This window comes from Hartmannibacter diazotrophicus (genome assembly GCF_900231165.1).
GTDB lineage: Bacteria > Pseudomonadota > Alphaproteobacteria > Rhizobiales > Pleomorphomonadaceae > Hartmannibacter > Hartmannibacter diazotrophicus.
This window is the reverse complement of record NZ_LT960614.1, coordinates 4,592,502-4,605,360: the sequence shown is the minus strand read 5'-3', so window position 1 is coordinate 4,605,360 and position 12,859 is coordinate 4,592,502. Positions and strand designations below refer to the sequence as shown.

At 64.3% G+C, this 12,859-nt stretch carries 14 protein-coding genes; 12 read left to right on the top strand and 2 right to left on the bottom strand.

Features of this window, described 5'->3' with window-relative positions; genetic code table 11:
- Positions 1-34 precede the first annotated feature (34 nt).
- From HDIA_RS21310 to HDIA_RS21290, 5 genes are all read left to right on the top strand, one after another.
- Positions 35-895: an NAD(P)-dependent oxidoreductase gene (locus HDIA_RS21310; protein WP_099557979.1), complete on the top strand. Its 861-nt coding sequence runs from the start codon at positions 35-37 to the stop codon at positions 893-895.
- Positions 892-1,509 carry a permease gene (locus HDIA_RS21305; RefSeq protein ID WP_099557978.1) on the top strand — a complete coding sequence of 206 codons (618 nt, stop codon included), beginning with the start codon at positions 892-894 and terminating at the stop codon, positions 1,507-1,509. Before HDIA_RS21310 ends, HDIA_RS21305 begins: the two co-directional genes overlap by 4 nt.
- Positions 1,509-2,003, top strand: a complete 495-nt coding sequence (locus HDIA_RS21300) for a hypothetical protein (protein WP_099557977.1) — start codon at positions 1,509-1,511, stop codon at positions 2,001-2,003. The genes HDIA_RS21305 and HDIA_RS21300 overlap by 1 nt, the downstream gene beginning before the upstream one ends.
- Positions 2,004-2,251: 248 nt before the next feature.
- Positions 2,252-3,142: an ABC transporter substrate-binding protein gene (locus tag HDIA_RS21295; protein ID WP_099557976.1), complete on the top strand. Its 891-nt coding sequence runs from the start codon at positions 2,252-2,254 to the stop codon at positions 3,140-3,142.
- Complete coding sequence (locus tag HDIA_RS21290) at positions 3,139-4,164, top strand: amidohydrolase family protein (RefSeq protein WP_099557975.1); 1,026 nt, start codon at positions 3,139-3,141, stop codon at positions 4,162-4,164. Before HDIA_RS21295 ends, HDIA_RS21290 begins: the two co-directional genes overlap by 4 nt.
- Positions 4,165-4,172: 8 nt before the next feature.
- Here HDIA_RS21290 and HDIA_RS21285 read toward each other — a convergent pair whose 3' ends face one another.
- Positions 4,173-4,469, bottom strand: coding sequence for a hypothetical protein (locus tag HDIA_RS21285; RefSeq protein WP_099557974.1), 297 nt, complete (start codon positions 4,467-4,469; stop codon positions 4,173-4,175).
- 133 nt (positions 4,470-4,602) lie between these two features.
- On the opposite strand from HDIA_RS21285, the gene HDIA_RS21280 reads away from it, so the two are divergent.
- The 3 genes from HDIA_RS21280 to HDIA_RS21270 all read left to right on the top strand — a co-directional run bounded on the left by HDIA_RS21280 (position 4,603) and on the right by HDIA_RS21270 (position 7,351).
- Complete coding sequence (locus HDIA_RS21280; protein ID WP_099557973.1) at positions 4,603-5,712, top strand: zinc-dependent alcohol dehydrogenase; 1,110 nt, start codon at positions 4,603-4,605, stop codon at positions 5,710-5,712.
- A 34-nt stretch (positions 5,713-5,746) separates the two neighbouring features.
- Positions 5,747-6,433: an RraA family protein gene (locus tag HDIA_RS21275; RefSeq protein ID WP_099557972.1), complete on the top strand. Its 687-nt coding sequence runs from the start codon at positions 5,747-5,749 to the stop codon at positions 6,431-6,433.
- Between the two features lie 63 nt (positions 6,434-6,496).
- On the top strand, positions 6,497-7,351 hold the full coding sequence (locus HDIA_RS21270; protein WP_099557971.1) for an alpha/beta fold hydrolase: 855 nt from the start codon (positions 6,497-6,499) through the stop codon (positions 7,349-7,351).
- Between the two features lie 102 nt (positions 7,352-7,453).
- Here HDIA_RS21270 and HDIA_RS21265 read toward each other — a convergent pair whose 3' ends face one another.
- Positions 7,454-8,440: an ABC transporter substrate-binding protein gene (locus HDIA_RS21265; protein WP_099557970.1), complete on the bottom strand. Its 987-nt coding sequence runs from the start codon at positions 8,438-8,440 to the stop codon at positions 7,454-7,456.
- Between the two features lie 518 nt (positions 8,441-8,958).
- Here HDIA_RS21265 and HDIA_RS21260 point away from each other — a divergent pair.
- The 4 genes from HDIA_RS21260 to HDIA_RS21245 all read left to right on the top strand — a co-directional run bounded on the left by HDIA_RS21260 (position 8,959) and on the right by HDIA_RS21245 (position 12,822).
- The gene (locus HDIA_RS21260; protein ID WP_099557969.1) at positions 8,959-9,996 is read left to right on the top strand and encodes a Bug family tripartite tricarboxylate transporter substrate binding protein; all 1,038 of its coding nucleotides are present in this window, start codon (positions 8,959-8,961) and stop codon (positions 9,994-9,996) included.
- Between the two features lie 133 nt (positions 9,997-10,129).
- Positions 10,130-11,632, top strand: coding sequence for a tripartite tricarboxylate transporter permease (locus HDIA_RS21255; RefSeq protein ID WP_099557968.1), 1,503 nt, complete (start codon positions 10,130-10,132; stop codon positions 11,630-11,632).
- A complete protein-coding gene (locus HDIA_RS21250; protein ID WP_099557967.1) occupies positions 11,629-12,201 on the top strand; it encodes a tripartite tricarboxylate transporter TctB family protein in 573 nt (190 codons plus the stop codon). Before HDIA_RS21255 ends, HDIA_RS21250 begins: the two co-directional genes overlap by 4 nt.
- Before the next feature lie 81 nt (positions 12,202-12,282).
- A complete protein-coding gene (locus tag HDIA_RS21245) occupies positions 12,283-12,822 on the top strand; it encodes a tripartite tricarboxylate transporter TctB family protein (RefSeq protein WP_099557966.1) in 540 nt (179 codons plus the stop codon).
- The last annotated feature ends 37 nt before the right edge of the window (positions 12,823-12,859 follow it).

The window sequence follows — 12,859 nt, the reverse complement described above, 5'->3', positions numbered from 1 at the left end:
TCCGGATGAGAGGCCGCGGAAACGGGGGACAGTGATGCGGACAGTTGTTGTCGGAGCCGGAGAAATGGGGCTCGCCATGGCCGGGCACATTCAAGCCAGGGGATTCGATGTCGCCGTCTTCGACGTCAGCGACGAACGCATGGCCCTCGCACGCGAACGCGGTATGCCGACCGGCGACTATCTTCAGGACATGGCCGACGATGGCGGCCTCTTCATCCTTGCCGTTGCGACGGATGCACAGGTGGAAGAGGTCTGCGAGACGCTCGCCGGCGCTGCGAAGACGGGAACGGTCATCGTCGTGGCTGCCACCGTGCGGCCGGAGACAGTGCGTGACCTTGCAGGCCGTCTCGCCGGCAGGGGTCTTCGTCTCGTCGATGCACCGGTGGTCTACGGCGCGACGGGGGCTCGGGAAGGCACGCTTCTCTCGCTATGCGGCGGGGCCGAGGACGACATCGATGCCGTCCGGCCCGTCCTCATGAGCTACAGCCGCGACGTCGTGCGCGTCGGGCCGGTCGGCGCCGGGCAGGTGGCCAAGGCCTGCAACAATCTCCTGCACTGGATCCATTGCGTCGGCAATTTCGAAACGCTGCTGATCGCCAAGCGCTATGGGCTGGACGGTCAGCGCATGCGCGAGGTGCTGCTCGACTGCCCCGGCACCAACGGCACGCTGCGCCGCTGGGACACGACCCGCTTCACCTGGCAGGAAAAGGACATGGACATCACGATGGACATGGCCCAGCAGCTCGGCCTCATGCTGCCGCTTGCCGGCCAGGTCGACCAGCTCGTCAAGACATTGAGCGCTGCCGACGTCAAGGCGCTGCTCTATGGCGACGAAGTCAATTACCTGGGCCGGAGCGTGCGCCCGCTTCAGCCTGCGGAAGGCGGTCTTGGATGAACAAAGCGTCGCCACCCGATTCGAAGATGTCGCGCAAGTCGGGCAAATCCTTCTCCTGGAAGGAGGCCTTCGATCAGTCCTTCTTCATCTTCGCCGGTCTGGCGATTGTCACCGGAACATTGGCGTATCTCAAGTTCGGCGCCGAGGCCTTTGAGGTCTCCTTTCACGAAGACCTGTCCCTCATCGCCTTCCTCGTTCCCAAGCTTGGCGCGGCCCTGCTGATCGCGGGCTTCGTGCAGGTGCTGTTGCCGCCGGCCTTCCTCGGCCGCTACATGGGCAAGCAGTCGGGCGTCAAGGGCATGGCGATTGCGACCCTCGCCGGAGCGGCGACGCCGGGCGGACCGATGACGGCCTTTCCGCTCGTCACCGTGCTGCGCAACGGCGGCACCGGGCTCGGCGCGCTCGTCACCTATGTGACGGCCTGGACCACGATGGGCCTTCAGCGGGTTTTCATGTGGGAAGTGCCGCTGATGGGCATCGAGTTCGCGGTCGTCCGCTTTCTCGCCTCGTTGCCGCTGCCGCTGATTGCGGGGCTGCTGACGTTGTGGGCGAGGGATCCGGACGATGCGCCGGCGGATTCGATCGGCGCCTCCCCCGGCCGGGAGGACCAGTGATGGCGACGCTTCTGCTCTGGGTCGGTGCCGTCGTGCTGGGCTACATGGTCTTCCGGCGCTACGGCCTTGCCGAAGGCGTGAGGACCACGCGGGCAGCGACCATCCGCGCGTTGCAGGTGATGCCGCGCATCATCGTGGCTGTGCTGACGGCAGGCTTCGTCGGCATGCTGGTGCCGAGCGGCCTTGTTGCCGAACAGATCGGTCCGGAGTCCGGGCTTCGCGGCGTGATCATCGCCATGCTGGTCGGCGGCGTTATTCCTGCCGGCCCGATGATCTCCTTTCCGCTCGTCGTCGTTCTCAATGAGGCCGGCGCCGGCCAGGTTCAGCTGATCACGCTCCTGACGGCCTGGTCGGTTTTCGCCATGCATCGGGTGATCATGTACGAGATCCCGCTGATGGGCCTGCGCTTCGGCGCAACGAGGCTCGCCGCCTCCCTGCCGCTGCCCCTGATCGCGGCCGGTCTTGCCACGCTTATCCGCATGGTTGCGCCCTGACATCCGCCGGGCGCGCGGGGAAGTTCGATTTCATCTGGAGCCAAGAGAGAAGCCGTATTGGACCTTGAGGTCCGCGGCGGCTTTGCTTTCGACAGGCGCGAGCGGCCCTGTCGCCGCGCAAGACCTGTCGCCTCGCCATCCATGTCGTCGACTGGACCGGGGCCGCAGACCCTGTTTGAGCATCGGATCTTGCCGAAACCGCTTCGAGCGTTGCGCTCCGATGCTCGTATCGACGGAGGCCTTGGAACGTGGACGACCGACTGACGATCAGGATCGCTCTCGGCAAGCATGAACATGTCGCTGCCTTGAAGGACGGGCGCGTCCGATCCCCGCGGCTGACGCTCGAATTCGTCGAGTTCGATCCGCTTCCCGGCGCGTTCAGGCATATGGTCCGGGGCGGAGATCTCGATGTCTCGGAGATGGCGCTGACGACGCATCTTCTCGCACATGACTTCGGCAAGCCGATCACGGCGCTGCCGATCCCGCTCTGGCGACGGCTGCATCATTCCAATCTCGTCTGTCTCGCGGCGTCCGGTCTTCGCGGCCCGAAGGATCTGGAGGGTCGAAGGGTTGGTGTCCGGGCCTTTTCGCAGACGACGGGCGTCTGGATTCGCGGCATCCTCGCGACCCAGTATGGCGTCGACCTCGACAGCATCACCTGGGTCACGATGGAAGACGCCCATGTGGCCGAGTATGTCGATCCGCCGGGTTGCGAGCGAGCGCCCGCCGGCAGCCGGCTGCGCGACTTGCTCCATGCCGGTGATCTTGTCGCGATCATGGGCGAACGGGACGTGGATCCGGCAGCCGTCAGGCCGGTGATTCCGGACGCGGAAGCCGCGGCGAAGGCCTGGTCGGCGGAAACGGGCATTTTCCCGGTCAACCACGTCGTTTCGGTAAGGAACGACCTGCTGGATCGTTATCCCTGGATTGCCGATGAACTTGCGAAGATGTTCGAGGAGGCGCGTGCGCTCTGCCCGCAGACGGGCGTGGCCGCGTTGCCCTACGGCCTTGCCCCCAACGCCGCCGCGATGGATCTGCTGTTCGACTTCGCCCATCGCCAGAGGCTGACGCCGAAGCGCTACACGCTGCGTGAGATTTTCCCCCTGAGCGAGCAGGTCGCTGCCGGGAGCATGTCATGATCATCGACATCCACGGCCATTACACGACCGAGCCGCAGGCCCTGCATCAGTTCCGCGACCGGCAACTCGCCGGCTTGGCCGACCCCATGCGCCGGCCGACAACCACCGAACTCGGCATCACCGACGCGATGCTGCTGGAGTCCGTTCAGCCGCAGCTCAAGCTGCAGGGCGAGCGTGGCATCGACATGGCCCTCTTCTCGCCGCGCGCGGCCGGCATGGCGCATCATGTCGGCACGGAGGAGACCGGGAAGGTCTGGACGCGCCTGTCCAACGATCTGATCCATCGGATCGCGGAGCTCTTGCCCGACAAGTTCGTCCCTGTCGGTCAGTTGCCGCAATTTCCCGGCGTCTCGCCGAAGAACTGCCTGCCGGAACTGGAGCGTCTGGCCGCGCTCGGCTTCGTCGGGGTCAACGTCAACCCCGATCCGTCCGGGGGTTATTGGACTGATCCGCCGATCACCGACCGGCACTGGTATCCGCTCTACGAGAAGCTTTGCGAACTCGACATGCCGGCGATGATCCACGTGACCTCGTCCTGCAATCCCAATTTCCATCACACCGGCGCTCACTACATCAATGCCGACACGACCGCCTTCATGCAGTTGCTCCAGGGAAACCTCTTCGCCGATTTTCCGGCGCTGCGCTTCGTCATTCCCCATGGTGGCGGCGCGGTCCCGTTCCACTGGGGACGCTATCGCGGTCTCGCGCAGGCGCTGAACAAGCCGCTGCTCACCGATCACCTGCTCGGCAATGTCTGGTTCGACACTTGCGTCTACCATCTGCCTGGCATGGAGCTGATGGCGAAGGTGATCCCGGTCGACAACATCCTCTTCGCATCCGAGATGCTTGGCGCGGTGAAGGGGATCGATCCAGAAACCGGCCATGCCTTCGACGACACGCGCCGCTATGTTGACGGCATCCCGGCACTCAGCGAGGCGGATCGCTACAAGATCTTCGAGGGCAATGCCCGCCGCGTCTATCCGGGGCTGGACGCCCGCCTCAAGAGGGCGACGGCGTCATGAATGCCGGATCAGCAACAGCCGAAATCGTCCGGCCCGACGATGAGCGCGGTCTTCATGAAGGCGGGGGGCAGGTCGGTCTCCTCGACAGACGCGAGCGGCTTGAAGACCTTGTAGGCATGGCGGGTTTCCGGCGCCGTCCAGAACGCGACCACGGTCTCGATCGGCGGGCAGCCGGGCAGGCCGCAGGCCACTTCGCTGACGAAGACCGTATCGTTCTCGGCAAGCGCGAAACGCGCGCGCGTCCAGGCCTTGATGCGCGTCGTCGCATCTCGTTGTCCGGGGTCGCGCCGTGCCGCTCTGATCATCGCATACCCGTCCTCGATACCGGGGCTTTCGTCTTGCCGCACGCACAAGGTGGGCATGAACGGGGTGCTTGTCAAAACGCACGAGCCCGATCTGCAAGGGTTTTCGCGAAATTTTCGTTGGGAGGAAGAGGGCATGGTTGAAAGCGTTTTCGCGGCGGTGCGCGTCGGGCCGAGCCAGATGGAAATCCGGGAATTTCCGATGCCCGACGTGCCGGTCGACGGTGCCCTGCTGAAGATGGAGGTCGCCGGTATCTGCGGCACGGACGTGAAGCTCTTCAAGAACCCGCCGTGGACCGCGCCGACCATCATGGGCCACGAGAACATCGGCTATATTGCCAAGGCTGGACGCGAGTTCACCGCGCGCAAGGGGTTCAAGGAAGGCGATCTCGTCTTCGTCGAGCACTATGTCAGCTGCGGAAAGTGCCAGTGGTGCCATCGCGGCGAATACCGCCACTGCGAAAACACCGACTGGCGCAACAACCCCGATGCGATCCGCTACGGCTACACCTCGGCCGAGCGCGCGCCGCATCTTTGGGGCGGCTTCTCGCAATATGTCTACCTGCCCTGGAACGCGGTGGTGCACCATGTGCCGGCGGGCGTGACGCCGGAGCTTGCCGGCCTCGTGACACCGATGGCCAACGGCGTGGAATGGTCGTTGTTCGATTCCGGCGTCGGCTACAATTCCACCGTCCTGATCCAGGGACCCGGCCAGCAGGGACTGTCCCAGACCGTGATCTGCAAGCAGGCCGGTGCGTCGCTGATCATCGTGACCGGAACGACCAAGGACGCGGCACGGATGGAGGTCGCCAAGAAGCTTGGCGCCGACTATGTCATCGACGTCCAGAAGGAGGATCCGCTCGCCCGCATCATGGAGATCACCGCCGGCAAGGGCGTCGACATTTCGCTCGATTGCACGGCTGGGGCCGGGACGATCCCGATCCTGCTCGGCGTCGAGGCGCTGAAGCGCAAGGCGGGCACCATCCTTGTCCAGGGCGAGATGAAGGAGTTTCCGAATTTCCCTCTGGAAAGGGTCACCACCAAGGCGATCACGATCAAGAGCGCGCGCGGGCATTCCTACCGGGCCTGCGAACTGGCCCTCGAACAGATCGCTTCGAAGCGGTTCCCGCTGGAACTCGTCACCACGCACCGTTTCGGCCTCAAGGATGCGGACCTTGCCATTCGATCGGTCGGCGGGCAGGGCGTGCCGGATGTGATCCATGCCTCGCTGTTGCCGTGGATGTGACGGTGAACGACAACGACAAGCAGGAGCTATCAACGTGACCATCGGTTTCCGTATTCTGCCACGCACCCGCAAGGTCGACACGGCGACGGCCGAGCGGTTTCGCGACATTCCCGTCGCAAATTGCAGCGATGCCATGTCCCGCATGTTCGCGGGCGGGCCGGTGCTCCGCCCCATGCACGCGGGCGGGGCCATGGCCGGCGCCGCCCTGACGGTGCGAACCCGTCCGGGCGACAATCTGATGCTCCACAAGGCGCTCCTTATGGCCGAGCCGGGCGACGTCATTGTCGTGGATGCGGAAGGCGACCTCACCAATTCGCTGATCGGCGAGATGATGATCTCCTATGCGATCCAGAAGGGTGCCGTGGGAGTCGTCGTCAACGGCGCCGTCAGGGATTCGGGCTGGATTCGCGCCAATGCGTTCCCCGTCTTCGCCGCTGGCGTCAACCACCGCGGGCCCTACAAGGACGGTCCTGGTGAGATCAATGTGCCGCTCGCGCTCGGCGGCATGGTGATCAATCCCGGCGATCTCCTGCTCGGCGACGACGACGGCGTTCTCTGCGTGCCCTACGAGCAGACCGAGGCCGTCTACAAGGCGGCGAAGGCCAAGAGCGAGGCAGAGGCGAAAGCGCTGGCCGAAACGCTTGCCGGCCGCCTCGATCCGAAGACCTGGGTCGAGGAAAGCCTGAAGCGCCTCGGCTGCGAGGATCTCACAAAAGGCTGATCGGCCTGTATGGCCGCAAGAAACTCAACACCAGTCCGGCGCGCCGGCGCGTGGAGGCAATCAATGGCAACGACGGTCATCGACGGGATAGAGACGCGCTACGAGGTGACGGGCTCCGGTCCGCCGCTTCTTCTCTATGCGCCGGGGGGATTCGACGCGACCGTGGAGAAATGGTCGACCCAGGGCATCTATGCCAAGATCCGCTTCCTGGAGACGCTCCCCGCCCACTATACCTGCATCGCCTTCGATCGCCGGGAGACGGGCCTGTCGGGCGGGCGTGTCGAGCGCGTCACCTGGCGCCACTATGTCGAGCAGGGCAGGGGGCTCCTCGATCACCTGAAGATCGACCGGGCGCTTCTGATGGGGGGCTGCATGGGGGTTAGCGCGGTTGCGGCCTTTGCCACCGCCTATCCCGAACGGGTTGCCGGCCAGGTTCTCTTCTGGCCTGTCGGCGGTGCACGCTACAGGCTCAACGGCCATCAGCGCTTTGCCACGCATCTCGGCTATGTCCAGGAAAACGGCCTTGCTGCGGTCGTCGACCTTGCCCGCAGCAGCGACAAGGCTTTCGGCGCCGATCCGCGTGGCGGACCCTGGGTGTCGGTGCTGCGCCGCGATCCCGCTTTTGCCGAAGCCTATGTGTCTCTGCCTGTCGATCGCTATCGGATCATCGTGGCGGGCATGGCGCGCACGCTGCTCGATCGCGACAGTGCGCCGGGCGCCGAGCCGGAAGACCTGCTCTGCCTCGATACGCCCACGCTGATCGTGCCGGGCGCTGACGCCTCCCATGCAACGTCGGCGGCGCGTTTTCTGGAAGAATGCATTCCGAATGCACAATATTGGGACGTGCCCGTCTCGGCGCAGACGCAGGAAGCTACGAACGCGCGGGTTCTGGAGTTCCTTGAAAGCGTACCGTTCTAGGCTCACCGGGCAGTCTGGGCCGGCGCGTGCTCCGCGTCCTGCCCATGCCCTTTGAGCGGCTCGCACCCCGGTCGTGTGCGAATAGTGTCCTGGCGGCCCAGGTCAGATCCGGGCCGTCTCCATCGCGGCCGGGTGAAACAGCTCCTCGACCTGAACGCGCCGTGGCGAAAGGCCCTGGCTATGATGATGGTCCAGGAAGGCATCGAGCACATGCCGGTTTTCGGCAAAACCATAGGACCAGTAGTCGGGTCCGAGCAAGGCGATCGCGTCCTGCAGCTGGTCCTCCACGAAGGGCAGCGTGACCTTTGTGGCCGAGGTGTCGGACAGCCGCTCCAGGGCCATCCGCTTGGCCGCGACGAAGGCCTTCTGCACGGCGGCCGGTAGCCACGGATGGTCATCGACGAGATCGCGCCTGATGCCCAGCACATGCATGATCGGGAAGATGCCGCTGCGCCGGTACCAGTCCATCGCGGCGGCGCGCGGGTCGTCGAAAAGCCAGCCGACCGTTCGTCCACCGTCGAAGCAGGAGGGAATGCGCGGGGCGATGATGCCATCGATCTCGCCCTTCGCCAGCATCGACGACAACGTTGCCTCGGCGGGGATATCGGAGAGCCTGATGCTGGGCGGAAGCGACAGCGCGATCTTTTCCGTTCGTCCCGGCTCTTCAAGCCCGCCGCGCACCCATTCGACGCTTTCGGGCGAAAGGCCATGCTCGGCCAGGATTGCCCGCGCCCAGACATTGGCCGTCAGCTGGTATTCCGGAACGCCGATCCTGCGACCGGCGAGATCGGCCGGCGTGTTGATGCCACGGTCCTTGCGAACCGTGATCGAGGTGTGCCGGAAGGCCCGCGAGGGAAACACCGGCACGCCGATGTAGGGATTGTCGCCGCGCGCCGTGCGGACGGTGAAGGAGCTCAGCGACAGTTCGCAGATGTGAAATTCCTGATGCCGGAAAGCCCGAAAGAAGATCTCTTCCGGATGCAGCCGCATGTAGATGCCCTCAACACCGTCGATGGCGACATCCCCGTCGATGAGGGGACGGGTACGGTCATAGTCGCCGACCGCGACGGAAAGGTGAAGTTTGCCCATGCGCCTGTTCCCGGATTTTGATTGTGTTTTCTGGCGATCCAGCAGGAGACCGCCGCATTCGCGAAGTTAATTCGCCCGGTCGCGGTGAGGCCCCGGACCATATGTCGTTGAATCCTTAAGTTGCGCGCCATCCGGCTGCCAACACATTTGGCTATGGCCAGCAAGACCGAAATGATTTCCAAGAAGAGTAATGTCGCACTGCAGCAAATTGGCTGAACTGAAATTGCCTGTGTCTGCATGCGGATAAGATAAATCTTGCGACCTTGCTGGCAGCATTTCGATGCTGCCAGCAAAAAAACAGCTTGGACTTGTCTAAAAAACGTTCCGCTATACGGACCGCCGTCTCATTGACGGCCCTCCCGGTGCTTCATACGCTGCTTTCGTGACATGGGCGCTTACCGTGCCGTTCGTCGGATTCGACAGATCGCATGCGGTGACCCGGTGGGCGGGACGGCTGGATTCGGCACGTCGGACGCACCTACAAGAACAAAAGAACACAGCTCCGTGGGAGGATTGCTATGAGGAGAGATTTTCTAAAGGGAATCGCCGTCTGCCTCGTGGCCGGCGCGACGCTGGCAACGGCCGGCAACGCCTGGGCCGAGGACGCGTCGGCCTTTTACAAGGGCAAGGTCATCAATTGGATCGTGCCCTACAATCCCGGCGGCGGCTACGACGAATACAGCCGGGCGATCGCGCCCTACATGGAGAAATACACCGGCGCGCGCGTTGACATTGAGAACATGCCTGGCGCCGGCGGCATGAAGGGCGCCAACGAGATCTTCGACGCGCCGGCCGATGGTCTGACCGTCGGCATCATGAACGGTTCGGCGATGGTCACGAACCAGCTCTCCGGCATCGAGGGCGCGCGCTACAAGATTGGCGAGTTCAGCTATCTCGGCCGCATGGTCGCCGACCTCAGGGTGCTCGTGGTCGGCACAAGTTCCCCCTACAAGACGTTCGACGACGTCGTCGCGTCCAAACAGCCGGTGCTGCTCGGCGCCACCGGCCTCGGCGGGTCGACCTACGTCGACGCGGTCATCACCGGTCCGGCGTTCGGGATCGACCAGAAGGTGGTACACGGCTTCAACAATTCCTCCGACGTCCGACAGGCCATGCTGCGCGGCGACATCCAGGGCATGTGGGGGTCGCTTGGCAGCGCGATTCAGGGCGTCGAGGACGGCGAGCACGTCATCGTCCTGCAAAGCCCCAAGAAGCGGTCTGCGCAGCTTCCCGATGTTCCCAGTGTGTTTGAAAAGGCGGCGGCGTTGCCCAACGCCGAAGCGGTGATGCCGGTGCTCGATGCCTGGGATGCGCTCAATGCGGTCGGCCGTCCCGTTGCCGGTCCTCCAGGCATTCCGGAGGATCGTCTCGCCTTTCTGCGCGATGCCTTCCAGAAGGCCATGACGGATCCTGAGTTCGTCAAGCTGATGGCGGACACCGAGCGTGACCTCGACTATGCGAGCGGCGCGGATATGGAGCAGATCGCCAAGGCCGCGACAGACCTGGCGCCTGACGTCCACGACAAGATCGTTGCCGCGATCCGCGGCGATATCTGAAGAACGCGCTTTCGGGGAGACAATGCGAGGCGAAGGCCGGCAGGAGGCATTCGCGCCCACTGCGGTCTCCGCCTCGCGGCTCCCGCCCGCCTGATCGCGATGAAGCAGCCAGAGCAGGAACGGAAATTCAATCATGACCATTGTCGAGGGGGCCTTGCAGGGCCTTGTCGCGGCGACCAGCTTGACGGTGCTGCCCTATATCGTTGTCGGGGCGGTCTTCGGATTGATCATCGGTGTCATACCCGGCCTTTCCGGCCACTTCGCCATGGCCATGGCGGTGACGTTCCTCTACTCGATGGAACCCACCACCGGCATTGCCTTCCTGCTTGCCGCCCATGCGGCGGTTGCGCAGGGCGGTGGCCTGACCGCGATCCTCTTCTCCACTCCCGGTACCGGCCAGAATGCGGCGACGCTGCTCGACGGCCCACCCATGCGCGACAAGGGGCAGGCCGGCGTCGCTGTCGGCGCTGCCATGATGTCGAGCCTTCTCGGCGCAATCTTCGGCTCGGTCGTGCTTGCCGCGCTGCTGCCGCTGCTGCGTGACGTGGTGCTGCTCTTCGGCCCGCCCGAAGTGGTCATGCTGGCGTTTCTCGCTCTTTCCTTCGTTGCGATCCTCGGGAAGGAGGATCTCATCCGCAGCCTCATTGCCGCGCTGGCGGGAATGCTGCTCGCCATGATCGGCCTCGACAATGTGACGAATACGGAGCGCTTCACGTTCGGTATTCTGGAGTTGTCCGACGGCCTTTCCCTCGTGCCCGTCATTCTCGGCCTTTTCGCCGTGGCGGAGATGTTCGATCTGTGGTCGACGGGCGGCTCGCTGGCGCGCGGTACCACCGGCATGCTTTCGGCGAAGGAGACGCAGCGGCAAGTCTTCCAGGGGATCGGCCTCACCTTCCGCAACTGGTGGCTCGTCCTGCGTTGCAGCGCGATCGGCACGGCCATGGGTTTGATCCCGGGTCTTGGCAGCGCGCCGGCGGCCTTTGTCGCCTACGGCCACGCCAAGCAGACGGCCAGGGACAAGGCGTCCTTCGGCAAGGGCAACATCGAGGGCGTCATCGGCCCGGAATCAGCAAACAACGCGGTCGAGGGTGGGGCGCTCGCCTCGACGGTCGCCTTCGGCATACCCGGCTCCTCCTCGATGGCGATCCTTCTGTCGGGTCTGTTCATCCTCGGCATGCAGACCGGACCGAGGATGCTCAACCAGCATGTCGACATCGTTTTCGTGATGATCTTCACGATCATCATCGGCAACCTGATCGGCACGATCATCGGCATGTTCCTGGTCAACCCCTTGTCCCGGGCGACGGCGCTGAGCGCTGAGGTGATCGTTCCGGTCCTGATGGCGATCATCTTCACCGGTGCCTATGCCTCCGACCGGTCGCTCTTCGACATCGGCATCGCCTTCGTCTTCGGCGTGATCGGCTACCTGATGAAGGTGCTGAACTATTCGCGCGCCGCCCTTCTGATCGGCTTCGTGCTCGGCTTTGCCGTCGAAAAGAACCTCTATCTGGCCCTGCTTCTCGACGGGCCATTCTTCTTCACCCAACCGCTCGCCGCAGCGCTCGGGCTCGTGACCGCCGGATTCCTCGCCTGGAACATCCGCGGCTTGATCCGGGATCGCGGGAGGGCAGCATGATGACGGACATCAGCAACCACATGATTGACCAAGACAGTTCGGCACCGGCCGCCGATCCGGTTCCGGTGGCGAGCGAGCCGGCAGTGCCGCATCGCACGCTCGAGATCTGCTTCCTTGCGTTCGTCGGCCTGCTGGTCCTCGCCGCCTTCGTGGAGGCCTTCAGCTACAAGCTGGTGTCGTCGCGCACGCCCTTCGTCATCATGGTGCCCCTGCTGATCCTGATCGGCGTGCAGGCCCTGCGCCTGAGACGCGCCGGCGCGATGTCCGACGTCTTCAGCAACCTTGGCCACGCGTTGGGCGGGCGCATTCCGGAATTTTCCAAGCTTGCGGTGCTGAGTGGCGTCTTCACCTGCACGATCGCGATCATCTGGACCTTGGGCCACTATGTCGGGACCTTCTTCCTGATTGTCTTTCTGTCCCGTGTCCTGGCGCGCGAGCGCCTCTGGCTGGCGCTGGCGCTGGCGGTCGGGACCACGGCCGTGCTTTTCGCACTGTTCGAATACGGCTTCGGAATCGAGCTCTATCGAGGGCTGCTCTACCGCTATCTGAACGGATACCGGGTCTTCTGACGGGAGATCCGGCCGCGGACAATCAAGGAAAGCGATGGGGCACCGCCGCATCGCCAATGGTGGGACATTGGGACTTCGAGCATGGACGACAGGGCCGTGACCAAAGAGGAAGAAGAGCAGCGTTCCATCCCGGACACGGTGGCGTCGATCTGGCCGGCGGTCATTCTGCTGGCGATCGGTTGTGCGGTGTTCTTCTGGTCGATGGACTACGGACCGATCTCCAGCCGTTTCCCGATGATCACCTCCGGGTTGCTGGTGATCCTGGCCTTCGCCGATCTGTGGAGCCGGAGCCGGCTGCCCGGTCATGTCGCCGTGCGGATCATCGGCGGCGCCGGCTTCGACAATCGCGAGATGCCGCAGTTGCCGCCGCTGCGCCGGGAACTGCTCCTGATCGGCTGGGTTCTTGCCGCCTTCGCGGCGATGGCCCTCTTCGGCGCGCTCCTTGCCCTGCCTCTCTATTGCCTGGCCTTCGTCCGCTTCTGGGCCGGCCGGGGCTGGCGGCAAGCCATCGCGACCGCGTTGGTTGTCGCGCTGTTCCAGTTCCTCGTCTTCGAACTGCTGCTCGACTATCGCCTCTATCGGGGACTGCTGTTCGCAAAGGGCGGCCTTTCGCAGTGGTGAGCGGGCACGCCGGCACGCGATCAGGACGCACACAATC